The sequence below is a fragment of the Streptomyces sp. NPDC008121 genome (genome assembly GCF_042957155.1).
Classification (GTDB): domain Bacteria; phylum Actinomycetota; class Actinomycetes; order Streptomycetales; family Streptomycetaceae; genus Streptomyces.
Genome location: NZ_JBIBHT010000001.1, coordinates 316,913 through 341,605 on the forward strand (window position 1 = coordinate 316,913; position 24,693 = coordinate 341,605).

Below are 24,693 nucleotides of genomic sequence, written 5' to 3' on the forward strand. Positions count from 1 at the left end.
CCGGCCCGAGGGTTGGTCCTGCAGTACGGCAACGCCGATGACAGCGCTCACGAACTGGAAGTCGTCGCTGCCTGCCCGCCCCCGGGCACTGCACCCCAGGCGTACCCCTGCGGGTGATCTCCCGTAGGCTCCGCCATGACCAAGCTCGCGGAGGCAGACGTCCCGGCGTTCCTCCCGAGACGAAGAGAGAACCTCATCGGGAAGAGCACTCTCCGGGCAAGCGGAGGTGCATCCGTGCCGAGCGGGATCTGAGTGGTCGTGAGCGTCTGCTCTCCGCACAGGCGGAGGTGAGTCGGCGCGGGCGGTTTCACATGGCCTGCGCGAGCGCGGCCTCCAGGCGGCCGAGGCGTTCGTAGAGGGGGAGGCCCAGGCGGGCGCGGTTCTGGGCGCAGCGCATGGTGCCCTCGATCGTCTCGGACAGTCGGCTCTCCGCCTCGCGCAGGACGATGTCGGCGAGCCCCCGAGGGCCGTTGTCCCTTGGCGATGACGTCCCGGAAGAGCCGTTAGATCGGCGGACCGGAAGCGATCGCATAGCTTCGGGTCTGTTCGGGTTCGGCGCTTGTAGTCCTGGCCAGCGCAGCCTACTGAACCATCCTCAAAGGAGCCCGGTGACGTCAAACTCGTGAGCGTCACCCAAGGGCTGTCCCGTAAATAATCTTCAGCAAGCGCGGCTCGGCTCCGGCTCGTCGGGCGCTCTGCCTGTCAGCTGCGCTGCCTCACGCCCGGGCTGGGAAGTCAGGATGGTCCGTGTAGGGCGAAGCAAGGTCACGCAAGTCGTGGCACGGCCGCGGGCGTTACGCGCTGGGCTCAGTGATCACAGCCCGGCATCTGTGGTGCTCGTCGGCTCGCGGCGGATGGCAACGGGTGTCCGCGGCGACGGCCGGCGGCGGGACAGCAGGTATCCGGTCAGCGCAGTGGCAAGGCCGGCCAGCCCGGCCGCGGCGAAGCCGCTCGCCGGAACGGACATGTCGACGGCCACCCCGGCTACCGGGGACCCGAGTGCGAAACCCGCACTCTGAGCGGAGGATTGCAGACCTGTCGCCTCACCTCGCACGCCGGCCGGCGCCAGTCGCGTCACCGCGTCGGCCAGCGCGGAAAGGGCTGGCGCGGCAAGAAGCCCTGTGCCGAGGACCGCCGCACACAACCACGGCCATTCGCGCGCGAGCCCGACGGGGATCGTGACGAGTCCGAGCAAGCCGAGCAGGAACCAGGTGGGCAGAGGCCGCGGCAGCGCACCGTAGACGAGACCGCCGGTTACGGAGCTCACGCCCAGCACGGCAACGACCAGGGCGGCCCAGGGGGCCTGTCCTGCTTCTTCGAGCGTGGCAATGATGGCGATGTCGACGCCGCTGAGCAGCGTCGTCGTGCCGAACGCCATCGTCAGCACGGCAACCATGCCGACGCCCAGCCACTCCCGTCGCGGGGGCCGATCGGCCTCAACCTCGTCCTCCGCCCTCAGCGGCGGGTTGAGCAGAGTCATCCCTGTGCCGCCGACCACGAGCAAGGCCCCCAAACCCCACGCCACAACGCCGGGGGCCACCGTCGTGGCGCACAAGATCACGACCGCCGGGCCCACCAGGTACGATAGCTCGCCCTGCACCGACTCCAGCGCGAACGCAGCCCGGCGCTGAGCCGGCGTCGTGGCCGCGGCGATCGCCTGTCTGGCAACCGGCTGGGCCGGCACCATCAGCACCCCCGAAACGAACGCGGCACCCAGCAGGGCTGCGTACGGCAGGAGCGGCACGCTCAGCCAGACCACGGCCTGCACGACAACGGTTACCCCCAGCACCCTGCGCAGACCCCGTCGGTCGATCAGGCGACCGAGCAGCGGTCCGCTCAGCGCCAGCCCGATGGTCAGGGCCGCCGATACACCACCGGCCGCCGTAAAGCTCATGTGCAGGCCCAGCACGACATACATCGTGAGTGCCATCACGGCCGCCGTGATCGCGGTACGGGCGACGAAGGAGACGCCTAACAGCACTGCCATTCCTGGCACGGCGAGAATCTCTCGGTAGCGGATCACCTGCGCGACGCTAGATTCTCCACCGCTCCATAGGTAGAGGTTCATTTGCTCTGCCGGACATCATGATTTGTTATGGCCAGAGATCTTGAGACCGCCCTGCTGCGGGCCTTCGTCACGGTCGTGCAGGCGGGCAGCATCAGTCGCGCCGCAACCATGGTGGGACATTCCCAGCCCGCACTCAGCCAGCAGATACGCAAGCTCGAGAGGGCCGTCGGTGGCCCGTTGCTTCACCGGTCCCCCTCCGGCGTTTCGCTGACCCGGGCGGGCGAGGAGCTCCTGCCGTACGCCGAACGCATCCTGTCGCTCTCCGCGCAGGCACTCACCGCGACCGGCGGCCCGCTCACCGGTCGTTGCGGCGTAGGGCTCCTCGAAGACCTCGCTGCGTCCCACCTGCCACAAGCCCTGGCCGACCTCGCCCGGCTGCACCCCGGTGCCACCCTGGAGGTGCTCAGCATGTCCGAAGCCGCCATAAGGGAGGCCTTCGACAACGACCGCGTCCAGCTCGTGCTCGATGAGGTGCCGGCCCTCCCCGGACCACCGCGCTGGACCGTACGCCGTCCGCTGGTCTGGGCGATCGGCCCCGGTGTGGACGTCGCTGCCGATCCGCTGCCGGTGGTGCTGTTCTCCCACCCGTGCTTCTGGCGCACGTCCGTACTGGAATCACTGGAACGCGCCGGCCGGCCCTGGCGGGTGGCGTTCGAAAGCAACAGCCTGGTCGGCGTACTCGCCGCCATCCGGGCAGGACTCGGCGTCGCGGCCCTCATGCCCACCAATCTTGAACGGGCCATGGCATGCCACGACACGGCCGCCCTGCCCAGCCTGCCGGACGTCGAGCTCGGCCTGGCACGCCACCCACGAACCGCAGGAGATCCACTGATCAATGCCGTCGAAGCCGCGCTACGACACACCATCTGACTTCCACGACCGCCCCGGCTGAGGGGCTGCTCCGCATCGACGACGCGCTCCTGGCCGCGAACCACTTCTGCGGGCTACTGCTGTGGATCGCGGTGAACAAGGCAATGCCTTCGATCAGTTCCGCAGTCTGCCGCACGTATGGTTCCCGCCTTGCACGCTCCGGGACTCGCCATCCTTGTCTACCGCGCCCCCACCGCTCCGGCCTGCCAAGCCCGGACGCGGCTGCGTTGGATTGCTACCGGCGGCATCGGCAATCCCGGCCGCTTGCTGAATCCGGCCGGGGATGATGCTGCCTATGGATACGGAGATAACAGTCGCGCTGATCGGTGCTGCTGGTGTGGGTGGCACGATCATCGGCGCCATCATCGGGGCCCGGATTCAGGCGAACGGTGGGCACGCACAGGCGCAAGCCGCGAGGGACGCGGCCGAGACGGCGGCCCAGGCCGGGCGACGGCAGGCACTGCACGACCTGCGGTGGACCACGACGACGGCGCTGCTGCGCGCGGCCGGCGAGAGCATGGAGGCGACGGGGCGACTCTATCTGGCAGCGCCGGATGCGCACGCCGAACAAGGGGAGGCAGAACGGGTGCTTCATACGTTCCGCCACACGTACGCCGAGGCGGAGCTGGCCGCGCCCCCGGGGATCAGGGAAGAAATCGAAGCCGTCGACAGGGTGGTGAGGACGGCCCACTACCTGGCGCGCATGCGGGCTCCCGCAGAGCGGGCGGGGCGGACGCTGGACGACTTGTGCCGCCAGGGCAATGCAGCCGCACTTCACGCCAAGGGTGCGCTGGACCGCCTGCGTGCGACGGACGCTCCGCTCTGGAATCCGTCGCTCGGCGGCGGTGATCCGCCGCCCGAGTATGACGAGGTGGTCACGGCTCTGAACGCGGTGCCTCAGCTGCAGCGTGAGCAGGTGCGGCTGCTGTTGGGGGTGGCGGCGGCTCCACTGGAACACGAACGCAGACGCGAGAACGTGATCAACGCGAGGCGAGACTGGTCTGAGCAGGACTATCGCTACCAGGCGGCGCGGCAAGGGCTGATCGAGGCTGCACGGCGAGTCCTGGGCACGGATGGGCTGTAGGAGACACTCTGCCCCAGAGGTGGTCCGCAGCCGCCAGATGTGGCGGAGCCAGGCGACCACCGCAGGCCGCTCGACCGCGGATGTGTGTCGGTGCCAGGCGGCGCGGGTGAGGCGAGATCCGGAAGAGACGACCTAGCGTTTCAGGTAGGCCAGGACGGCCAGGACGCGGCGGTTGTCGTCCGCGGAGGGTTCGATGCGGAGCTTGGTGAAGATGGCGGCGGTGTGTTTGGCGACCGCGCTCTCGCTGATGAACAGGGCTTGGGCGACGGCGGTGTTGGAGCGGCCCTCGGCCATCAGGGCCAGGACGTCCAGTTCGCGCGGGGTCAGTTGCGCGGTGGTGCCGCGGGCGTCGCTGCGGGCCAGGAGGCGTGCGATGACCTGGGGGTCCATGACCGTACCGCCGGTGGCGACGGTGCGTACCGCGTCGATGAACTGGGTGGTGTGGGTGATCCGGTCCTTGAGGAGGTAGCCGATCGCGCCCTGGCCGCCGGCGAGCAGTTCGTGTGCGTAGAGCTGGTCGACGTACTGGGACAGGACCAGGACGGGCAGGGCGGGCCGGGATCGGCGTGCTTCCAGGGCGGCTTGGAGGCCTTCGTCGGTGAAGGTGGGTGGCAGGCGGATGTCGACGACGGCCACGTCCGGTTCCTGTTCGAGGAGGGACTTGAGCAGGGCGGGGCCGTTGTCGACCGCGGCGACCACGTCGAAGCCGTGTTCCCGCAGGGTGCGTGTCAGCCCGTCCCGGAGGAGGAAAAGGTCTTCGGCGAGGACGACGCGCACGGTATCTCCAAGGTCGCGGTGGTCGGGCCGCCCGGCGGGCTGTGCAGGACGAGGGTTCCGTCGAAGGGGTCCAGTCGGCGCCGTACGCCCCGCAGTCCGCTTCCCTCGGGGTCGGCGCCGCCGCGGCCTTCGTCGGTGACGGTGACGCGCAGGGCGCCGTCGGTGTGGTGCAGGCGGATGCGGACCGCGGGGGCGCCGGAGTGTTTGGCGGCGTTGGCGAGGAGTTCCGCGACGGCGAAGTAGCCGGCGGATTCCACGGGGGCGGGGAGCCGGCCGGGCAGGGCCGCTTCGATGTGCACGTCGAGGTGGCTGTCGAGGGCCAGGGAGCGCACCGCGTCGCCGAGGCCGCGGTCGGCGAGGACGGGGGGCAGGACGCCGTGGACGAGTTCGCGGAGGTCCTGCAGTGCCCGCTCGGCGGTGGCCCGTACGTCGCGCAGGAGGGCGCGGGCGGCCGGGGGGTCGCGGTCGAGGAGCCGGGTGGCTTCGTCCAGGGTCATGCCGAGGGCGACGAGGCGGGCCTGTGCCCCGTCGTGCAGGTCCCGCTCGATGCGGCGCAGTTCGGCGGCCTGGACGTCGAGGATGTCGGCGCGGGAGCCTGCGAGGTGTTCGATGCGGCGGACGAGTTCGGTGGTGTGCGGGGCGGCCAGCAGGCGCCGGCTCCAGCGTGCGTGCAGCCGCAGGGTGGCGGGGGCCAGCCGAAGTCCGGCGAAGGTGAATCCGAGGCCGAGGAGGAGCGCGGCGAGCATCGCCGGGGTGGAGTCGACCAGGATGAACGCGTACCAGTTGCCGTCGCCCAGGAACGGCCGGACGAAGGGCTGCACGGCCGCGCCGAAGAGTCCGTACGCGACGAGGGCGGGCGGCGTCGCGGCGAGCAGTGCGCCCGTCCACGGCTCCGCCCAGGCCCAGCGCAGGTCGTGCCAGAACCCGGCGTCGCCGAGGAGTGCGCGGGCCTGGTGGTGGCGGCCGGCCGTGCCCGGGGGTGCGGGTGGCCGGGGCGGGAGCGGCTGCGGCGGGCTGATCACGGTTCCCGTCCAGCGGGCGGCCCAGCCGCGGTAGCGGTCGGACATGCGGCGCAGGGCCGCCGCGGCGGGCGGGAGCAGGAGGAAGCCGATGCCGACGGGCAGGAGCAGCAGCGCCCCGACCACGAGGCTGCCGGCCCCGGACACGGCGAGCGCGGCGAGCGAGAGCAGCTGGCAGCGGCCGATGCCGGCGAGCGCGCCCCCGATGCCGGGGCGTGTGTCTGCCTGTGCCATGCCCACCTGTGGTTCCGTCATGTCAGCGTGCTGCCGTGCGCTGTTGCGGCGGTGATCCTATCCGGCGCGGTCGCCGTACGGCGGGCGCGGGCGAGCCATGGGAGTGCTGCGGCCAGGCAGGCGGCGCCGAAGACCACCATGGGGGCCGCCGTCGGGGACGTCTCGTCCGTCACGAACAGCATGCCGAGGTTGACCAGGGTGTGGAAGCCTCCCGCCAGGAGCAGCCGGTTGCTGTGGACGCGTTCCAGGGCCAGGCCGAGGATCACGGACATCGTGAGGGTGGCCGTGAGGAATCCGGCCGCGTACGCCGGCCCTTGTGCGAGGGCGGGTACGTGCCACAGGCCCCAGGCGGTCCCGACCAGGGCGGAGGCGGTGACCGGGCCGAAGCGGGTGCGCAGCAGGGGCTGGAGGTAGCAGCGCCAGCCGATCTCCTCGGCGCAGGCGCCGAGGAGCTGGGCGGCCACGAGCAGGGCCAGGGGGTGCGCCAGGGCGTGGGGGCTGGTGGTGGGGAGCCGGCCGGAAGTGAGCAGGATGCCGCCTGCGGACAGGGCGATGATCAGGGCGGGGGTGAGCAGGAGGGCCGTGCGGGCGGTGGCCGGCGTCCGCGGTTCGCGGCTTGTCGGCCGGCCGGCGCGGGCGGGCAGGGTTCCCGCGAGCCGGTCCCTGATCCGGGAGGGCCACAGCAGAGCGACGGCCGCCACGGCGAGGGCGGGGCCGAGCTGGGTCAGTTGCACCACCTCGGGGGGTATCCCGGTCGCGGATTGGAGGGCTCCGCAGATGCCTGCCGCGACGAGGGCGACGGCGAGGAAGGTCCCTGCCTGGGCGGCCCATTGGCCGTGTTGTGTCTTTTCCCGCGCCTGCGCGCGGCCCTGCTTGTGGTCCGGCATGCCGCCCGGCCTCCCCGTGGTCGTCGGGGGCGTGGCTGTCGCGCCCCTCGTCTTCGACTCTGCCGGTGGGGGTGCGGTCCGTCCTTGTACGTGGATGCCGAAGGGGGTGTATCCAGGTACACCCGTCCCCTTCCCTCTCGTTGCCGGGGGTCCGCGTCCGGGGTCAGGGGCCAGGGTGCGGTGGTGGGGCGGTTGGCGGGTTGTCGGGCGAGCGTGCGGGCGCCGCTCAGGTCTGCCTCGTTCGGTCGCCGTTTGTTGGTGCCGCCGATGAGTGTGAGCGGCGCCCCTGTGTCGAACGCGCGGCAGGTGAAGGTGGCCTCGACGTCGAAGCCCTTGGTTTCGAGGAGGCGTATCAGCGGGCGGGTGAACGGTGCGATGGGCACCTGGGGCAGGCCGCTGGTGGCGAAGACGAAGGCCCGCCCCGAGGGGGGGCCGGCAAGGCCCATCCCGAGGAGGTCGGCAGCACGCGGGGGAGGGCCGGGCGTGCGGGTGTGCGCCGGGCGGTGGAGCCCGGCGCACACGGTGCGTTCATGCTGTCCGGCTGCCCCTACAGTTCGCTGCGAGTGTGCGGTGGCAGGGGTATGCCGGCTGCCTGATCAGCGGTGGTGGCGGTTGCCCCAGGACTTGGTGTCGATGGTGCGTCCGGTCGTCGCGGAGAGTGGCCTTGTCGCTGTCGTTGTCCCCGACGTACGTGCGGCGGTCCTGGAACAGGGCGGTGGTGTCGCGGCCCTCGCCGGTGTGGACTTCGCCGCGTACGGTCCGGCGGGCCCGCACCCAGCCGGCGGCGGACGTCGTGGGGCAGCTACCGCCGCGCCGGCAGTCTCCTGGTCCTTTTCGTCCGTCCGGCGGGGTGGTGCTCAGGCGCGGTGCCGGGTGCGTCGGTGGGCGGTCCGTCGCACCGGCCATGGTCAGCGCGACGGGCCGCGACCGCCGGCGTCCGGGGTCGGCTTGGTGGGGTTTTCGTGCCCGGCGCTTTGCCGATCTTCAGGGTGAGGTCGGCCGCGTTGTCGCCGGGTTCGCGTCGGGCACGTCCTGGGAGTGCAGCCGAACCCCCGGGCGGTGACCGTCGATCACCCGAAGGCGCCGCACCTTGCGCGTGCTCCTAGTGCGCGGGATCTCGGCCGTGCCGTCGTCCGCGCGGAAGTTCACCGCCTCGCCCGGCGCCGGCACTCCGGCCGTCGCCTGCGCGGGGTCCTTGCCCTGCGGTTTCGTCAGGGTCGTGTTGGGTCCCGGTCCGCGGGCGAGGGGGCGCCCGGGACGCGGCAGGTGCCGATCCAGATCCCGGTGACCGCGCTGACATAGCGTGCGCCACAGCGGTCGGACGGGACGACGAGCTGGGTGCCCGCCGCGTCGAGGTCCTCGTCGTCCATGCGGGTTGCCAGCAGTACGGGGCCGTCGGCGAAGTCGGCGTCGATCTCCGCCCACGACAGGACCGTGTGGTGGCCGTCGCCGCCGCTCACGGCGAGGAGGAAGCGGGACCGTTCCTTGCGGCGCGCGGGGTCGAAGGCGGGTTCGGTCCGGCCGACGACCTCGCGCAGCAGCGGCCCGTCGAAGGTGTGGTGCTGGGGCCCGGCGCTCGCGCAGTGGAAGACGACGTCGGCCCGGTGCTGTGGCCAGTGCTTGCGCAGGTCGGCGACGGTCAGTGTGGTGGGCAGGGTCACGTCTCCCCAGAGGGTGAAGGCGCCTGGCAGGGCGGTGGCCGCGTGCGCTGGTGTGCTGAGCAGGCTCATGGGCGGTCCCCTCGGAGTGATGGGTGTGGATGCGGCGGCTGGGCCCAGAAGTACCCATCGGGCGGACGCGGGAACCGTCTGTGCCATCTGGATCGCGTCTTTCAGTAGGTGATTGTGAGCTTGCTACGGGAGGAGGCTTCGCATTTTCCAGGTTGATTCACCAGCGCCCCGGGTGTGCGCGGGCGGCCCGATCGAGGGCGAGCCAGACGCGGTCCCGGGTGAGTGGCAGTTCGGTGAAGCGGATACCGGTGGCGTCGCGCAGGGCATTGGCGAAGGCGGGTGCGACGGGGTTGAAGGGGCTTTCGCTCATGGACTTGGCGCCGAGTGGTCCGATGGCGTCCGACGTCTGGGTGAAGTGAACCTCGGTGCGGGGGACGTCGGCGTACTGCGGGAGGCGGTAGCGGCGGAAGGCGGCGGTCGTGACCTCGCCGCGCTCGTCGATGCGGACGTTTTCGAAGAGCGTGGCGCCGAGGGCCTGGGCGACCCCGCCCTCGACCTGGCCTTGGCACTGCATCGGGTTCATCACCTTCCCGGCGTCGGCCGCGTGGACGCTCCGCAGGATGCGGATCTCGCCGGTGCCGGGGTCGACGGCCAGCTTGAACCACTGGGCGTTGAAGGCCACGGAGCGCGGTGAGCCGCCCCAGTGCCCGTCCGCGGTCAGTTCCTCGGGTGCGCCGAGGGCGTGCCCCGCCTCGTAGAGCTCTTTCAATGTGACCGTCCGTCCCGCGCAGTCGACGGCTTCGGCGCCGAGCACGCATAGGTGTCGGGCCACGCCGGTGTGCCGGGCGGCGAGCGTTCGCAGCCGTTCGGCGAGTGAGCTCGCGGCCAGCAGGACCGCCTTGCCGGCGACGACGGTGCCGGCGGAGCCGAAGGCGCCGGTGTCGTGGCGGACGACGTCGGTGTCCGACTGGCGGATGGCGAGACGGTCCTCGGTGGTGTTCAGCGCGCCGGCGGTGATCTGCTTGTGGACGGTGGTGGTGCCGTTGCCGAACTCGGCCGTGCCGACGGCGATGTCGTAGGTGCCGTCCGCGAGCAGGGAGACGCGGGCGTCGGCGTAGTGGCCGCCGGGCGGGCCGGTGGCGATCATCGCCATGCCGGTGCCCTGGCCCACGAGCCACCCGTCGGGCACGTCCCGGTCGCCGGTGTCCTCGGCGATGGCCTTGCGCACGACGGCGAGGCACTGGTCGAGGCCGTAGGAGGCGATGTGAAGGTCCTCTTCCTCGCCGATCGGGCTGTGCATGGCCTCGCCGGGGCCGATGACGTTCTTCTCGCGGAAGACGAGCGGGTCCAGGCCCAGCCGGTGGGCCAGTTCGTCCATGACGGACTCGACGGCGAAGGTGACCTGGCCCAGGCCGTAGCCGCGGAAGGCGCCCGCCGGTACGACGTTGGTGTAGACCGCGTAGGCGTCGACCTTCTTGTGCGGCGCGCGGTAGACGGCGAAGGACTCGCCGACGCTGTGGAACATGACGGCCGGGCCGTGGTTGCCGTACGCGCCCGTGTTGGCGACGACCCGCATCCGGACGGCCGTGAGGGTGCCGTCGGCGCGGGCGCCGGCCTTGATGCCGATGGTGAAGGGGTGCCGTGTCGTGGCGCCGTGGAACTGTTCGGCGCGGGTGTACTCCAGCTTGACCGGGCGGCGCAGTCTCAGCGCGGCCAGGGTGACGATGTCCTCGGTGAGCATTTCCTGCTTGCCGCCGAAACCGCCGCCCACCCGGCCTGCCACCACCCGAACTTCGTCCTGTGACAGGCCGTACAGTGCGCACAGCGCCCGCCGGGTCAGGAAGGGTGCCTGGGTGGAGGAGCGGACGGTGAGGCGCTCGCCGGTGCCGTCCTCCTTCGGTTCGAAGTACGCGACGCACCCGTGGGTCTCGAGGCTGGCGTGCTGCACCCGCTGGGTGCGGAAGGTCTCCTCGTAGACGACGTCGGCGTCGGCGAAGCCCTGCTCGACATCCCCGATCTCGCCGTGGACCTCGCCGGCCACGTTGTTCTCGACTCGGGCGATGCGCGACTGGGGGCCCTTGCCGGAGTGGATCACGGGAGCTCCGGGCAGCATCGCGGCTTCCGGGTCGGTGACGTACGGGAGTTCCTGGTACGTCACCTCCACGCGGCGGCAGCCCTCCTCGGCCGCCTGCTCGCTGTCGGCGACCACGGCCGCGACCCGCTGCCCGACGTAGCGGACGACGTCGTCCAGGACGCGCGTGTCGTCGGGATCCTCCGTCGGGTGCTCGTGGCGCGCGGTGGAGTACAGCGTCGCGGGGGCGTCTTCGTGTGTGAGTACGGCGTGCACTCCGGGGACGCGCAGGGCGGCGGAGGCGTCGATCGCGACGATCCGGGCGTGCGGGTGGGGGGAACGCACCAGCTTCATGTGCAGCAGGTCCGGAACCTCGATGTCGAAGGTGTAGCGGGCCGTTCCGGTGACCACCTGCGGGCCGGCCGGGGCGGCCACGTTCCTGCCTACCGCCTCGCCGGCCCGGGGCCGTTCGGTGTGCTTGACTCCGCGGACGGCGTCCTCGACAGCCCGGTAGCCGGTGCAGCGGCAGATGTTGCCCTTGAACGCGCGGGGCAGGTCTTCGAGTTTGCCGTCGTCGTGCTCCGTGCCGCGCTCGGCTTCGAGGGCGACGGTGGTCATGAGGAAGCCGGCCGTGCACATGCCGCATTGGTAGCCCTGCGCGTCGAGGAACCTCTGTTGTACGGGGTGCAGTTCGCCGTTCGGAGAGGCGAGGCCTTCGACGGTGGTGACACAGCGGCCTTCGGCCCTTGCGGCCGGGTAGAGGCAACTGTGCACCGGCTCTCCGTCGACGTGGACCGTGCAGGCACCGCAGTCGCCGGCGTCACAGCCCTTCTTCACACCGAACCAGCCGTGCCGGCGCAGGTAGGTGCGCAGGCACTGGCCGGCGTGGGGCTCGTCCTGGTGCGACTGTCCGTTGACCTGGAGGCGGTAGCTCATCGGGCGCCTTCCTCGCGACCGTGGGTCAGTTCGCCGAGGACTTCCTCGGCGAGGCGGAGGCCCATGTGCCGCCGCCACTCGGGCAGGCCGTGGATGTCGTCGAACCAGTCCGTGCCCCTGACGGACGCTTCGATCGCCTGCCGCAGCCGCCCGGATCGCGGGGGCAGCGGGAACCAGAGCCGGAACGGTCGTACGGTCGCCGCGGTGAGCGTGACCGCCAGCGATCCGTCCACGGGGTCGAGGGTGCCGATCACCAGGGCTCCCGAGCGGCCCAGCCCGTACAGCGACGCCTGCCGGAAGGCCGTACGGCACTCCAGTGACCGTCCCGGCAGCGTCACCGAGCGCAGCAGTTCGCCCTCCGCGAGGTCCTTGCGGCCGGCTCCTTTGATGAAGTCGACCACCTTCACGTGCCGTGTGGAGCCGTTTTGGGCCTGAAGGAGGCAGCTGCCGTCGAGTGCGGCGGTCAGGGAGATCATCGGCCCGGCGGGGAGGCCGTTGCAGAGGTTGCCGCCGACGGTCGCCATGTTCCAGATCTTGAACGAGGCCAGGAAGGCGCGGCAGCACTGCTCGAACAGCGGTGCCGCCGGCGCCGCCAGATGCCGGCGTCCGAAGCGCGACAGCTGTGCGATCGTGCACGTCGCCGCGATCTCCAGGGAACCGTCCTCGTGCCGCGTGAGCGGCTCCCAGCCCATTCGGCTCAGGTCCACCAGCCGCCGCAGATGCGGCTGCGGCTCGGAGAACAGATACGTGCCTCCGCCCAGCCACGCGTCCCCCGCTCGCCACGGCTCCCGCCGCCGCGCGTCCCGTATGGCCGTCACCGTGTTGAGATCCATGACTCTCCTCGTCTCCCGGCGGTGGTTTCAGGACAGTGAAGACCGCGGGAGGCAGCGAAGACGACTGGTCGGGACGCCGGAAAACCTCCATCGGGACAAGGTGCGTTCTGGAGGATCAACCAAGAGGCATTCCCCCTCTACGGACCTGCATTTACCATGTGTCGACTCGTATTCGCCTCGTGAATGTGAGATGTGGGCTTGTCCCGCGACGCCAAGGAGCCCCGGTATGCACGTCGAACATCTCCTGAGGCTGGACCGCCTCGATCTCGCCCTCGTCTGGGGTGACCGGGCGCTCCTGGAGCAGGAGATCAGCGCAGTGACGGCCACCGATCTGGCGGACCCCGCGCGCTTCCTCCAGCCGGGCGAGATCGTGCTGAGCGGTCTGGTCTGGTGGAGCCAGGAGGACGGCCGCGACAAGGCCGAACGCTTCGTCTGCGCGCTGCGCGAGGCCGGGGCGGTCGCCCTTCTCGCCGGGGAGGAGACCCACGGATCGGTCCCTGCCGAGCTGGCCGACGCCTGCCGGCGGCACCGGATCGCACTCCTCGCCGTTCCCGCGCACACGAGCTTCCGGACGATCACCGAAGCCGTGTACCTCCGCCAGTGGGGGGAACTCAGCCGGCGCCCCACCGACCACGCGCTCCCGGAGAACGTACGCGCCGAACTCGGCCGTGAGCTGGAACGCGGCGCCACCGCGCAGGAGCTGCTGACCGGCGCCTTCGGTCATCTCGGCACGCCCCGCTGCTACCTCCTGACCGCCGCCGGCCGTACCGTCGCCCGGTCCGCCACCGCCGAGGTCCTCCCGGCCCCGCGGGCAGCCGGAGCGCTACGCGCGGCGCGCGGGATGACGCTGCGCGTCGAGGCGGACGACACCGCGTACGACGCCTGGTACCTGCATCTGCCGGAGGAAGGGCAGACACCACCGCGCGCCGTGCAGGAGATAGCCGCGCTGCTCGGTCGGCACCGCCGCCGCCGCGACCGGCGACGAACCGCACGCAAGGCGGCGGGAAAGAGGCTGGCCGAACTCCTCGGCGGCACCCACCCCGACGCGAACGTCCTGCGGGAGGCCCTGACTTCCTCGGGACTGCCCGGCAGCGGCCCTTACACCGTCGTCGTCGCGAAGCGGACGACGACCGACGAGACGGCAGACGAGACGGCAAGCGCCGGCGACGCCCTCACCGAGGCACTGAACCATCTGCCCTCCACCTCCTACGGCTTCGCCGTCGGCGACCGCCCGGGCGGCGAGGCCATGGCCGTCGTCGCGCACCCCGAGGACACGGCGGCCGATGTCCGGACCGGGCTCGCGGAGGTGTGGCCGCTGCTGCACGCCTGCCAACCGGACGCCCTGCTCCACGCCGGCGTGAGCAGGCCGGCCGCCACCCCCGCCGATCTCCCGGCGGCAGTCGGTCAGGCGCGGTACACCCTGGCCGCCGCACGCACGGCCAACCCCGGAGCCGCACACGTCTCAGGCACCGACGACCTCTCCGGCCTCCACCTGCTGCTCGCCGGCATCCCCTGCGACGTGCGGACGGTATACCGGGACACGGTCCTCGGCCCGCTCCTCGGCGACCCGCGGACGTCGCACACCGTCCTGCTGGAGACCCTCGAGGTCTTCCTGGCCCACAACTGCTCCTGGGCCAGGACCGCCGAGGCGCTGCACCTCCACGTCAACACGGTCCACTACCGCATCCAGCGCGTCGAACGCCTCACCGGCCGGGACTTGTCCCGCCTCGACCACAAACTGGACCTACGGGCCGCACTGCTCTGCCGCTGAGGAGGATCCCGGCACGGACGGCGGCGTAAGGTCAGGGCAGATCGATGTGGACATGCGTCGACTTCACCCGCGCCGTGACGGTGACGCCGACGTCGAGGCCCAGTTCCTCGACGGCCTCACGGGTCACCATCGACACCAGCCGGTGCGGTCCTGCCTGTACCTCCACCAGGGCGGCCACGTCGTCGACCCGTACCGCCGTCACGATCCCCACGAACGCGTTGCGCACCGAAGTGGGCAGCTGGTCGTCGGGGACGGCGTGCAGACCGGCGCCACGCTCCTTGGCGAAGCGCGCCAAGCTCACTGCGTCGACAGCCCGGTTGCCCGAGCCGTCCCGCTCCATGCGCAGCCGATCGCCGTCCGCCCATCGGCGGACGGTCTCCGGACTGACTCCGAGCAGCCGAGCTGCCTGCCCAACGCTGTACGACCGCACCATCGCACTCTAGGCCACCGCTCTCCGGCCCCACACGCCGCACACCGCGAGCCGAGGCCGCCGCACCCCGTGCACCGCCAGTGCGTGCTCGATCAGGTAGCCGGGCGCAGCCAGGACGAGCAGACCGGTGACGGCCAGGCCTGGGCACGGCGGCACGGCGCCCTCCTCGTGGTGGACGACAGCCAGATGGTGCGGACGTACCGGGACCGTCCTTCTCCTGTGCAACGGCCGCATAAGATCCCGGCCTCGTATGCCTGTCCAAGTCCATCAGCGGGTACAAGGACGCCCATGGCCCTGACGCTCATGCCCCACGCAAATACGACGTGTGGAAGCCCGGCGAGCACAAGGGCGCGTTCCGCAGGGACAACCCCGCGTTCGTCACCGGAACCCGAGCATTGGAGTTGTTCTGGTCCGTGCTCTGCGAAACCGGACCACAGCTCTGGGCGAACGGGTGCGTCGCGCCCTCGCCGAGACCGGCCGCCGACACGGGTTGGCCGCGCCGCACGGGCGCAACCTGGCCTGCGGCCTGCCCTTCACCCGCTCGGTGCGGCCCGCGAGGTGTGTGACGCCGCGTACCGCAACGGGTAGGCAGGCGGACACTCGCGGCCTGAGTGTGTCTCGGCAGGGCGGGGTCGCACGAGGCGTGACAAGACCCGGCCCACGGCGGAACCCTCGGCGGCGGACGAGCCACGAGGCGAGCGAAGAAGGGGAGAGCGGATGTCGGTCGACCTGGTGGGTTTCCTCGGTGTCGTTCTGGTGGCCTACATGGTCCCCGGTCCGGACTTCGTGGTGGTGGTCCGCTCGGCCGCCGAGCATCCCGCCAAGGGAAGGGCTGCGGGGCTGGGCGCCCAGACAGGGCTGTGCGTGCACATGCTCGCTGCCGCCGCGGGACTGTCGCTGATCGCCGCCCGGTCTCCCGCGGTCTACGACGCCATCAAGCTGCTCGGCGCGGCGTACCTCGTCTACCTCGGGATCCGGGCGGTCCTGGCCGCCCGGCGCACCGCCCGCGAGCGCCACTCAGCGGCGGCGGACAGTCCGGAGGGGCTCACCGCCCCGCGGGCCCCGGCCGCCGACGGGACGACCCGCAGCCAGTGGCGGTCCGGCTTCACCGAGGGCTTCCTCACCAACGTGCTCAACCCCAAGGCGGCGCTGTTCTTCCTCAGCATCCTGCCGCAGTTCGTGCACGGTGGCGGCTCGGCCGCGCGGCAGATCTTCTTCCTCGGCCTCCTCGATGTCCTCATCGGCGTCGTCTACTGGTTCGCCCTCGCCGCCGTCGCCGCCCGGCTGCGGGCTTTCCTCGCCCGGACGAAGATCCGCCACCGTTGGGAGCTGACAACCGGCTGGCTGTTCATCGCCATGGGCATCGGCGTCGCCGCGGTCTCCTGAGACCAACTCTCGCCGCCGGCCCCAGCCCCCATTCGCACCTGGACCCCACGCGACATGGACACCGCCCTGTACTGGCTCAAGCACCCGCCCCTGGACAGCCACCCTCGCGAAGCTGGGCATCGACTGGGCGTGGTAGTGCGCCGGCGCTCCTCGCGCTGGCGTGTGCGCGGTCGGCCAGCACGAGGAGCTGCGGTCTACCGCCGGAAGCCGCGTCGGGGGTCCCTGATGCTGCGGTTGTCGAACGGGGCGAACCAGGCAGGCGCTCGTACGCGCCCCTGAGCGGCCCGCCCCGCGCGGGCGGAGGTGAGTCGGACCGGAACCGAGGCGGCGTGATGGCGATGGTGCTCTCCGCGCGGGCGGAGGTGAGTCGCCCCCGCCCGCCAGGCCGCCGGACAACCCACCGCCTCGGCGTCGCAAGGGGTCTGCCCCACATCAGGCGAAGGGGCCTCGGCACACCGGTCCCTGGCCCGAGGAGGGACCGGCATGAGACCTGGGGCGGACAGACGCCCTCCCGCGGGTGGACACCCGACTACCGCTGCAGAGGGACGAGTTCGAGCCTTCCGGCCTCTACTGTCCGGTGTCATGAACATCTTCCGCAGGGCCACCGTCTGCACCCTGCTCAGCCTGTCGCTGCCCCTCGCGTTCCAGGGCCCGGGAGTCGCCGCGGCCGCTCCCGGGACCGCGCCCGGACACTCCGTCCGGGGCACGGCGGAAACGGGCATCGAGCTGCCCCGGCCCACTGGCCGGTACGCGGTCGGCACGCAGAAGCTGCACCTGTCCGACCGGCGGCGACCCGACCCGTGGGTGCCCTCGGCCCCCAGAGAGCTGATGGTGTCGGTGCACTATCCGGCCGTACCTTCGGGGCGCGCCCCAGCGGCTTACATGACGGAGGTGGAGGCTCGGCTGCTGCTGGAGGCACGCGGCCTGGCCGGTATCGTGTCCGGGGCGGCGGTCAGCGGTGCGCGGACCCATGCACGCGTGGACGCGCGCCCGGCGAAGGGCCGCTTCCCGCTGGTGCTGCTGTCTCCGGGCTTCTCGATGCCGCGCACCACGCTCACCGCCCTGGCGAACGACCTGGCGAGCCGCGGATACGTCGTCGCCGCCGTGGACCACGCCTACGAGTCCGTCGGCACGTCCTTCCCCGGCGGGCGAGTGCTCACCTGCCGTGCGTGCGAGCGGGTCGCCACGGATGAGGAGCGGGCACGGGTGGCCGTGAACCGAGCACGTGACCTCTCCTTCGTGATCGACCGGTTGACGACGCCTCGGGCGCCCTCGGGCACGGCTCGCGGACAGAGGAGCCTGCCGTACCCGCGCATGGTCGACACGCGGTGGATCGGGGTGGCGGGACACTCCGTCGGCGGCGCGGCCGCCGCTGAGGTCATGCTGCAGGACCGGCGGGTGCGGGCGGGCGTGAATCTGGACGGCAACTTCTTCGTGCCGTCCGCCGGGGCGGGTCTGGCGGGGCGCCCCTTCATGATGATGGGCGCCCGTGCTACCCACAGCCCCGGGAGTCCGGACAGCGACTGGCAGGACGCCTGGACTCGGCTGGAGGGCTGGAAGCGCTGGCTGACGGTCGCCGGGGCCGAACACTTCACCTTCACGGACCTGCCGGTCCTGGCCGAACGGCTGGGCCTGACCGATCCCGCGGCACCGCTGTCGGGCGAACGTTCCTGGCAGCTCACGCGCGACTACACGGCCGCCTTCTTCGACACGCATCTTCGCGGCAGGCAACGCCCATGCTCGACGGGCCCACCACCGACCGACCAGAGGTCGCGTTCCCCCGGATGTGACAGCCGTGGTACGGGCGGCTGCCCGGCCGGACACGAGCACAGTGCCCGCTCACGCCTGCACGCCGACCCCCGCTGCGGAAAGGCGCCGGGCAACGCCTGGCCCTCCCCCGCGTGCGCTCGAACGCCTCGCCCGCGGGACGTTGGGCCGCCCGGGAGGAGACATCACGACCCGCCACGCCGGCGATGCGGCGGCGGACCCGCCGTCGACCAGGAGCGGAACCCCTGGCGGGTGAGGAGAGTTTCGTGAATGCGGCTGCGGCTCGCCCAGCGGATCCGCAGGCGGCGGGTGCTGCCGTCCCGATCGTCTCCTCTGGGTCGTCACCACAGCGAGTGACCGCCCAAGCTCCCACGCCTGGACCACAGAACCCCCGTCAGGGGTCTGCTCGGCATCGCCTTCGCCGTCCATCCCGACAGCGGTCACGACCTCGTCATGACCGTCTCCAGTGCCGGCCACGGACTCTTCGACGCGGCCACGGGAGCCAAGGTCGCCTGCGACCGGGACCCGGACCCCGACACCAGCACCCCGGACGCGTCGCCGGAACGCACCTGCCCAGGGCTCGGTCCGATCGAGGGCACGCCGGTGCGTATCGCCGGGCTCTTCGGCGGCGGCCTGCACCGCACCACACCGGACGGCTGGACCGTGGACTCCCCGATCCGTCGTTCACGCCCCGCACCCCCTCTTGTTGAAGCAGTGAATCACTGCTTCACTTCTTCCGTGCCCTACCGACGTACCCCCGCCGTCCAGGCCCGGCTCGACGCCCAGCGCGCCACCGTCGTCGACGCGGCCATCGGCCTGCTCGCCGAGCACGGCTACGCCGGCTGCACGGTGGCCGCCGTCGCCGCGCGCGCCGGGATCGCCACCGGAAGCGTGTACCGCCACTTCCCGAGCAAGGCGGAGCTGGCCGTGGAGCTCTTCCGTACGGTGGTCTCCCGCGAAGTGGCCGCCGTCTCCGAAGCGGCCGGACGCACCGACCACCCGGACGCCGCCGCACGGGTCGTCGCCGTCATCGAGACCTTCGCGCACCGCGCCCTGAAGTCACCGCGCCTGGCCTACGCCCTGCTCGCCGAGCCCGTCGACCCGGCCGTCGACGCCGAACGGCTCGTCTTCCGGCGGGCGTTCCGCGATGTGTTCGCCGAGCGGATCGCCGAGGGCGTGCGCACCGGACAGCTCCCGCCCCAGGACGCCTCGCTGACGGCGTCCGCGCTGGTGGGAGCCGGAGCGGAGGCGCTCGTCGGCCCGCTGACGGCGGGCTCGGTCGGGCCGGACACCGTACCCGCCCTGGTCACCTTCACCCTGCGAGCCCTGGGAGTTCCCGATGCCGACCACGCATGAGGTCACCAACCAAGTCCCGCCGCTGACCGGTTACGACGTGTCGGCCGACCCGGCCCTGCTGGAGGGGCTGCGCCGGGAGGGCGCGGGCTGGGCCGAGGCGGACGTCCGGGAGCTGGGGGTGCGGGCCGGCGGCGAGGAGGCCCAGGAGTGGGGCCGCGCCGCCGAGCGGAACTCCCCCGTGCTGCACACGCACGACCGCTACGGCCACCGTGTCGACGAGGTCGAGTTCCACCCGTACTGGCACGAGCTGATGTCGGTCGCCGTACGCCACGGCCTGCACGGCGCGCCCTGGCGCGACGCGCGCCCCGGGGCCCATGTGGCCCGCGCGGTGAAGGTGTTCGTGTGGGGGCAGGCCGATCCCGGGCATCTCTGCCCGGTGTCGATGACCTACGCGGCCGTACCCGCGCTGCGGGTCCAGCCCGAGCTGGCCGAGGTGTACGAACCCCTTCTCACCTCGCCTTTCTACGACTTCGGGCTGCGCGAGCCGACCTCCAAGCGCGGGATCATCGCCGGGATGTCGATGACCGAGAAGCAGGGCGGCTCGGACGTCCGGGCGAACACCACCCGCGCGGTGCCGACCGGCGAGGACGGCTTCTACGCGCTGACCGGCCACAAGTGGTTCACCTCAGCCCCGATGTCGGACGTCTTCCTCACCCTGGCCCAGGCGCCCGGCGGCCTCTCCTGCTTCCTGGTGCCCCGCGTGCTGCCCGACGGCTCGCGCAACGCGATCCGCCTCCAGCGGCTCAAGGACAAGCTCGGCAACCGCTCCAACGCCTCCTCCGAGATCGAGTACGAAGGGGCCCTCGGCCGGCTCGTCGGGGAGGAGGGCCGGGGCGTCGCCACCATCATCCGGATGGTGAACATGACGCGTCTGGACTGCGCGGTCAGCTCGGCGTCCGGCATGCGGCAGGGGCTGGTGCAGGCCGTCCACCACGCCACCCACCGCAGCGCGTTCGGGGCGCGACTGGTCGACCAGCCGCTGATGACGAACGTCCTCGCCGACCTGGCCGTGGAGGCGGAGGCGGCGACGGTCGCCGGGCTGCGACTTGCGGGCGCCGTGGACCGCGCGGCGGGGGGCGACGCCGAGGAGGAGCTGCTGCGCCGGATCGGCCTCGCCGTGACCAAGTACTGGGTGTGCAAGCGGGCTCCCGCGCACGCCGCCGAGGCCCTGGAGTGCCTGGGCGGCAACGGCTACGTCGAGGACTCGGGGCTGCCCCGTCTCTACCGCGAGTCGCCGCTGCCCTCCATCTGGGAGGGCTCGGGCAACGTCGCCGCCCTCGACGTGCTGCGGGCGATGGCCCGGCAGCCGCAGGCCGTCGAGGCGTTCTTCGCCGAGGTCGACCGGGCGGCCGGCGCCGACCGCCGGCTCGATGCGGCGACGGCCCGGCTGCGCAAGGACCTGGCCGACCTCGGCGATCCCGCCGCTGTCGAGTACCGGGCACGCCGGCTGGTCGAGCACATGGCGCTCGTCCTCCAGGGCTCACTGCTCGTCCGGCACGGCCACCCGGCGGTGGCGGACGCGTTCTGCGCCTCGCGCCTGGACAGCGACTGGGGCATCGCCTTCGGCACCCTGCCGCCCGGCCTGGACACGGCGGCGATCATCGAACGCGGCACGCCTCGGACGCCCGACGGCGACTGAACCGCACGGGGGCCCGGTCGGCCGGACTGCAGCTGCGCGCCGACCGGGCGGGCCCTCGACGGGGTACGGCTTGCAGGGCCAGGGGGCGGGTCGGGTGGGTACGGCATGGGTGCCCACCCGGGCAGGTCGGACGGGTACGGCTTCGCCCCAGGGGCCGGTCGGACGGGTACGACGTAGGAGGCGGCCCCGCAGCGGGTGCGCCCGCCGCCCGAGGTGCCCCGGGTGGCGGGAGCCGGGTCCGGCCGAGCGGGTTCAGACCCGCCCGTCCGGGTCAGATGTGCAGCTCGGGAGGAAAGCCGGTCCAGCGCAGTTCGGACGGCAGGTGCCGCACGTCGTTGGAGACGAGGACGGAGGCCGGCCGGCCCGGCGCGTAGCGGATGACCGTCAGGGCGGCGTTGCCCTGGTTCAGGCCGAGCCAGCGCCACTCCGGCGCGTCCAGGGCGTCCCGTACGAGCCACGCGACCAGGAAGTTGTGGGTGACGACCAGTTCGTGCCGGTCCTCCGGCCCGTCCACCGGGCCGGTGAAGAGGTCGAGCGCCCGCCGGGCCAGCACGGGCCCGTGCCGGCGCTCCTCTTCCGTGGCATCCGCGAGGAAGCGGAGGAAGAAATCGGCCGACTCGGCCGGGAGCTCGTCCCGCGCGGGCACGTAGGGAACGTAGTCGCCGGCCGGTTCCGAGACGCGCAGCGGGACGTCCCTCAGCTCGGCGCCGATCAGGCGTGCGGTCTGCTCCGCCCGGGGCAGCGGACCGTGATGGACCGCGGCGAAGGGCACGTCCCGGAGGCGGCGGCCGAGCAGCCGGGCCTGTCGCCGCCCGGCCTCCGTCAGCCCGCTCTCGTCGGGCAGGGCCTCGCCGTGCCGCACCAGGTACAGGTATCGGGTGGCCGTGCCGGTCATCGCGTACTCCTTCACGCCCCTGGACGATCTTGTATGTCGCTGGACGCGCCGCCCGCACGGTCCGGTTCCGCCCCCGTCGCGAACGCCCGCCGGATGACGCGGGCCGGCCGGCAGGCGGCGTCCCGAGTTGCGTTCCCCCGGACACGCGCAAGGCTGGGAGGCGGAAGCCGCGCGCCGGCGCACTCGCAGGGAGAAACGATGCCCGATTCCGTACCTCTCGATCTCGCCGCCCTCGTCGAGGAGCACCTGACCAAGGCGCGCGCCGACGCGCACGGCAGGAGCGCGCAGCTGCTGGTCCACGACGGAGTGCTCCGGCAGAGCGTCATCGCCATGACGTCGCAGACGGTGCTGGACGAGCACAACGCGCCGCCCGCCGCCAGCCTGCAGGTCTTGCGCGGACGGGTGAAGGTGACGGCGGCCGGTCGGTCCGAGGAGCTGGCGGCGGGCGAGCTGCAGATGATCCCCAAGGAGCGGCACGGGCTCGTCGCCCTGGAGGACGCCGTGGTGCTGCTCACCGCCGTCAACGACTGACGGCGTCGCACCGCACCCCGGCCGGTTCCCACGGTCGGCGCCCGCCCGCGTTTCACGCGTTCACGCGTTCACACCGTCTCGTCGAGGTTCCCGGCGTAGTACTCGATGGCCCGCCGGTACCGGCGTACGTACGGGTCGTCGCTGGTGGCCGCGACCACGCCCAGCAGCAGCCGGGTGGACTCCTCGTGCCGCCCAATGTTGAACAGGGCCATCGCCAGGAAGGTGCGCAGGGCGGCATCCTCCGGGAACTCCTCGGTGCCGCGGCGCAGGGTGGTGACGGCCTGGTCGTAGCGGCCGAGGACGCGGTAGGTGCTGCCGAGGCCGAGGAGCGCCCCGCGCCGGTCCTCCTCCCCCAGTCGGGGGGCGGCCGTGTCGTCCAGCGCCCGCTCGTAGAAGGGGACGGCTTCCGCTTCCAGGCCGAGGACGTCGTGGGCCCAGGCCGTCTGGTAGGCCACTTCGGCGTCGCCGGGGTGCTGCGCGGCGAGTGCGAGAAGCCTGGTCCGCGCCTCCTCCCGCTCGCCCGCTTCCCGTAGTCCGACCGCCTCGGCCAGCAGCCGGTCCCGCGTCCCGCTGTTCGCGTCGTCGCTCATGTGCCCATCCTCGCAGGCGGGTTGCGGGCGTCCGGCGTGGGGCGCCGGACCGGGTGCCAGGTCGGGGAAAGCCATAGCGGGGCGGGGTCCTTGTGTCGTCCGGGCCCATAGGAGCCGGGTGCGGGGCGCCCCTAGCCTCCCGGCCATCGCCCCGACACGATCGAGCCACCCGGGAGTCCGTATGCGTCCACCCCGCCCCACCGCCCGTCGCCGTCCACCGCGCCCTCCGTACCCGGCGCGCCGGCCGGCGTTCGCCGTATCGATGCTGGCGGCCGCCTCAGTCGTGCTCGCCTTCCTCCTCCCCCTTGTCTCTCCCCCGGCGACGACCCCGGCCGAGGCGGCTCCCCCGGCGGTGCCCGTCGCGGCGGCGGCCCCCGCTCCCGTCCCGGGTCAGCTGCGTCCGTACGCCATCGGCACCGTCCACAGCGCCGGCATCTCGTCCGGCGGCTACATGGCGACCCAGCTGCACGTCGCCTACTCGGGTACCTTCAGCGGCTCGGCGGTCTTCGCCTCGGGGCCGTACAACTGCGCCCGGAACACCCTGGCCACCGCCCTCAACGCGTGCATGAACACCACGCAGGACCTCCAGCTCGCGCAACTGGAACAGACCACCCGTGACTGGTCGGCCCGCGGTCTGGTCGACCCCGTCGCGCATCTCGCCGGTGACCCGGTCTACGTCTTCAGCGGCTCGAACGACTCGACCGTGAAGCGACCGGTGGCCGACGCGCTCGCCGACTACTACGGCCGCTTCGGCGCCCGCGTGCGGTACAACCGCACCACCGCCGCCGGGCACGCCTGGATCAGCCCGCTCGGCCCCAACTCCTGCACGGCCACCCAGAGTCCGTGGGTCAACGACTGCGGGATCGACGCCGAGGGCGAGCTGCTGGGCCACCTCCTCGGCGGCACGCCCGCGGCGCCGAGCGCCACCCCCGGCGGCTCACTGATCCAGTTCGACCAGAACGCCTACGCTCCGGGCGGGGCCGCGGCGCCGCTGTCCATGGACGACAAGGGCTTCCTGTACGTCCCGACGTCGTGCGCCGAAGGCGCCACCTGCACCCTCATGGTGGCGCTGCACGGCTGCAAACAGGGCTACGGCTATCAGGGCTTCGGGACGCGGTTCATCGAGTCCGCGTACCTCAACGAGTACGCCGACACCAACGACATGATCGTGCTCTACCCGCAGGCGACCGCGACGGCGACCCTGGAGAACCCCAACGGCTGCTGGAACTGGTGGGGTTACCTCGGCGATTCCGCCCACGCCCGGCACGGCGGCAAGCAGATCGAGGCGATCATGGGCATGGTCGGGGCGCTGCGCGGCGGTTCCACTCCCCCGCCCGCGGCGGGCGAGGTGACGCTGCCGAGCACGGACGCGCAGGACGGCTACGTGAAGGCCGCGGCCGACGGTTCCGGCGCGGCGGTGGGGACGTTGGAGGACACCCTGGGTCTCGCGCTCGGGCGCGGCACGGACGGCAAGGTGAACCGGACGCTGCTCTCCTTCGACACCTCGCGCATCCCGGCCGGCAAGGAGATCACCCGGGCCTATCTGACGGTGCGGCGCGGCAGCGGATCGGGCGACCCGTGGTCCTCGCCGGCCGGCAATCGGTTGCTGGCGGACGTCCGGACGGGCTGCTTCGGCGGCTGCGCCGTCGAGGCATCGGACTGGTCGGCCGCGGCCACGGTCGCGGGCGCGGCCCGGATCGCGGGGTTCACCTCCGGCAGTGCCGCGTCGACGGACCTGTCGGCCGAGGCACTCGCTGCCCTGGACCGGACCGGGACGACGCAGGTCCGGCTGCGTTTCGAGACGGCCCCGCCCTCGACGGCGTATCTCTTCGTCGACAAGGACACGCCGGTGACGCTGACGGTCGAGTACCGCTGACGT

At 72.1% G+C, this 24,693-nt stretch carries 22 protein-coding genes and 1 pseudogene; 11 read left to right on the plus strand and 12 right to left on the minus strand.

The features are described 5' to 3' along the window. Positions 1 to 307: 307 nt before the first annotated feature. Together ACFZBD_RS01395 and ACFZBD_RS01400 are read right to left on the minus strand one after the other, a co-directional pair. Positions 308 to 532, minus strand: a complete 225-nt coding sequence (locus ACFZBD_RS01395) for a hypothetical protein (protein ID WP_391133427.1) — start codon at positions 530 to 532, stop codon at positions 308 to 310. Positions 533 to 814: 282 nt separating this feature from the next. Further along, positions 815 to 2,023: an MFS transporter gene (locus ACFZBD_RS01400; protein WP_391133430.1), complete on the minus strand. Its 1,209-nt coding sequence runs from the start codon at positions 2,021 to 2,023 to the stop codon at positions 815 to 817. Positions 2,024 to 2,095: 72 nt separating this feature from the next. Between ACFZBD_RS01400 and ACFZBD_RS01405 the strand changes: the two genes are divergently transcribed. Genes ACFZBD_RS01405 through ACFZBD_RS01415 form a run of 3 tightly spaced genes read left to right on the plus strand, consistent with a single transcriptional unit; the run spans position 2,096 to position 4,022 of the window. Beyond that, positions 2,096 to 2,938, plus strand: a complete 843-nt coding sequence (locus ACFZBD_RS01405) for a LysR family transcriptional regulator (protein ID WP_391133433.1) — start codon at positions 2,096 to 2,098, stop codon at positions 2,936 to 2,938. Then, entirely contained in the window at positions 2,935 to 3,225 is a 291-nt protein-coding gene (locus ACFZBD_RS01410) for a TetR/AcrR family transcriptional regulator C-terminal domain-containing protein (protein WP_391135854.1), read from the plus strand. Before ACFZBD_RS01405 ends, ACFZBD_RS01410 begins: the two co-directional genes overlap by 4 nt. An 8-nt stretch (positions 3,226 to 3,233) precedes the next feature. Continuing rightward, entirely contained in the window at positions 3,234 to 4,022 is a 789-nt protein-coding gene (locus ACFZBD_RS01415; protein WP_391133436.1) for a hypothetical protein, read from the plus strand. A gap of 132 nt (positions 4,023 to 4,154) precedes the next feature. Here the strand turns inward: ACFZBD_RS01415 and ACFZBD_RS01420 are convergent, their stop codons facing one another. From ACFZBD_RS01420 to ACFZBD_RS01445, 6 genes are all read right to left on the minus strand, one after another. Further along, positions 4,155 to 4,799, minus strand: coding sequence for a response regulator (locus tag ACFZBD_RS01420; RefSeq protein WP_391133439.1), 645 nt, complete (start codon positions 4,797 to 4,799; stop codon positions 4,155 to 4,157). Beyond that, positions 4,751 to 6,052: a histidine kinase gene (locus ACFZBD_RS01425; RefSeq protein WP_391133442.1), complete on the minus strand. Its 1,302-nt coding sequence runs from the start codon at positions 6,050 to 6,052 to the stop codon at positions 4,751 to 4,753. Before ACFZBD_RS01425 ends, ACFZBD_RS01420 begins: the two co-directional genes overlap by 49 nt. Positions 6,053 to 6,069: 17 nt before the next feature. Further along, positions 6,070 to 6,939 carry a type II CAAX prenyl endopeptidase Rce1 family protein gene (locus ACFZBD_RS01430; protein ID WP_391133445.1) on the minus strand — a complete coding sequence of 290 codons (870 nt, stop codon included), beginning with the start codon at positions 6,937 to 6,939 and terminating at the stop codon, positions 6,070 to 6,072. A 1,211-nt stretch (positions 6,940 to 8,150) separates the two neighbouring features. Continuing rightward, entirely contained in the window at positions 8,151 to 8,669 is a 519-nt protein-coding gene (locus tag ACFZBD_RS01435; RefSeq protein ID WP_391133448.1) for a molybdopterin-dependent oxidoreductase, read from the minus strand. Between the two features lie 157 nt (positions 8,670 to 8,826). Then, positions 8,827 to 11,616 (minus strand): molybdopterin cofactor-binding domain-containing protein, encoded by a 2,790-nt coding sequence (locus ACFZBD_RS01440; protein ID WP_391133451.1) that lies wholly within the window; start codon positions 11,614 to 11,616, stop codon positions 8,827 to 8,829. Beyond that, positions 11,613 to 12,449, minus strand: a complete 837-nt coding sequence (locus tag ACFZBD_RS01445; RefSeq protein WP_391133454.1) for an FAD binding domain-containing protein — start codon at positions 12,447 to 12,449, stop codon at positions 11,613 to 11,615. Before ACFZBD_RS01445 ends, ACFZBD_RS01440 begins: the two co-directional genes overlap by 4 nt. 226 nt (positions 12,450 to 12,675) lie before the next feature. Here ACFZBD_RS01445 and ACFZBD_RS01450 point away from each other — a divergent pair, with 226 nt between their 5' ends. Continuing rightward, entirely contained in the window at positions 12,676 to 14,220 is a 1,545-nt protein-coding gene (locus tag ACFZBD_RS01450) for a helix-turn-helix domain-containing protein (protein ID WP_391133457.1), read from the plus strand. Positions 14,221 to 14,251: 31 nt separating this feature from the next. Here ACFZBD_RS01450 and ACFZBD_RS01455 read toward each other — a convergent pair whose 3' ends face one another. Both ACFZBD_RS01455 and ACFZBD_RS01460 read right to left on the minus strand, forming a co-directional pair. Beyond that, positions 14,252 to 14,650, minus strand: a complete 399-nt coding sequence (locus ACFZBD_RS01455) for a TOBE domain-containing protein (RefSeq protein ID WP_391133460.1) — start codon at positions 14,648 to 14,650, stop codon at positions 14,252 to 14,254. 9 nt (positions 14,651 to 14,659) lie between these two features. Continuing rightward, positions 14,660 to 14,806 (minus strand): hypothetical protein, encoded by a 147-nt coding sequence (locus ACFZBD_RS01460; protein ID WP_391133463.1) that lies wholly within the window; start codon positions 14,804 to 14,806, stop codon positions 14,660 to 14,662. 561 nt (positions 14,807 to 15,367) lie between these two features. Here ACFZBD_RS01460 and ACFZBD_RS01465 point away from each other — a divergent pair. The 5 genes and pseudogenes from ACFZBD_RS01465 to ACFZBD_RS01485 all read left to right on the plus strand — a co-directional run bounded on the left by ACFZBD_RS01465 (position 15,368) and on the right by ACFZBD_RS01485 (position 20,798). Continuing rightward, entirely contained in the window at positions 15,368 to 16,036 is a 669-nt protein-coding gene (locus ACFZBD_RS01465) for a LysE family transporter (RefSeq protein ID WP_391133466.1), read from the plus strand. 582 nt (positions 16,037 to 16,618) lie between these two features. Continuing rightward, positions 16,619 to 18,073 carry an alpha/beta hydrolase family protein gene (locus tag ACFZBD_RS01470; RefSeq protein WP_391133470.1) on the plus strand — a complete coding sequence of 485 codons (1,455 nt, stop codon included), beginning with the start codon at positions 16,619 to 16,621 and terminating at the stop codon, positions 18,071 to 18,073. A 105-nt stretch (positions 18,074 to 18,178) separates the two neighbouring features. After that, positions 18,179 to 18,472, plus strand: a pseudogene (locus tag ACFZBD_RS01475) (hypothetical protein); the annotation flags it as partial. A 69-nt stretch (positions 18,473 to 18,541) separates the two neighbouring features. Further along, entirely contained in the window at positions 18,542 to 19,159 is a 618-nt protein-coding gene (locus tag ACFZBD_RS01480; RefSeq protein WP_391135857.1) for a TetR family transcriptional regulator, read from the plus strand. Continuing rightward, complete coding sequence (locus tag ACFZBD_RS01485) at positions 19,143 to 20,798, plus strand: acyl-CoA dehydrogenase family protein (RefSeq protein ID WP_391133473.1); 1,656 nt, start codon at positions 19,143 to 19,145, stop codon at positions 20,796 to 20,798. Before ACFZBD_RS01480 ends, ACFZBD_RS01485 begins: the two co-directional genes overlap by 17 nt. Before the next feature lie 271 nt (positions 20,799 to 21,069). Here ACFZBD_RS01485 and ACFZBD_RS01490 read toward each other — a convergent pair whose 3' ends face one another. Further along, on the minus strand, positions 21,070 to 21,693 hold the full coding sequence (locus ACFZBD_RS01490; RefSeq protein WP_391133476.1) for a histidine phosphatase family protein: 624 nt from the start codon (positions 21,691 to 21,693) through the stop codon (positions 21,070 to 21,072). Between the two features lie 198 nt (positions 21,694 to 21,891). Between ACFZBD_RS01490 and ACFZBD_RS01495 the strand changes: the two genes are divergently transcribed. Continuing rightward, the gene (locus ACFZBD_RS01495; RefSeq protein ID WP_391133479.1) at positions 21,892 to 22,224 is read left to right on the plus strand and encodes a cupin; all 333 of its coding nucleotides are present in this window, start codon (positions 21,892 to 21,894) and stop codon (positions 22,222 to 22,224) included. Positions 22,225 to 22,292: 68 nt separating this feature from the next. Here the strand turns inward: ACFZBD_RS01495 and ACFZBD_RS01500 are convergent, their stop codons facing one another. Next, entirely contained in the window at positions 22,293 to 22,814 is a 522-nt protein-coding gene (locus ACFZBD_RS01500; RefSeq protein ID WP_391133482.1) for a tetratricopeptide repeat protein, read from the minus strand. Positions 22,815 to 23,076: 262 nt separating this feature from the next. On the opposite strand from ACFZBD_RS01500, the gene ACFZBD_RS01505 reads away from it, so the two are divergent. Further along, positions 23,077 to 24,690, plus strand: coding sequence for a poly(3-hydroxybutyrate) depolymerase (locus ACFZBD_RS01505; protein ID WP_391133485.1), 1,614 nt, complete (start codon positions 23,077 to 23,079; stop codon positions 24,688 to 24,690). The last annotated feature ends 3 nt before the right edge of the window (positions 24,691 to 24,693 follow it).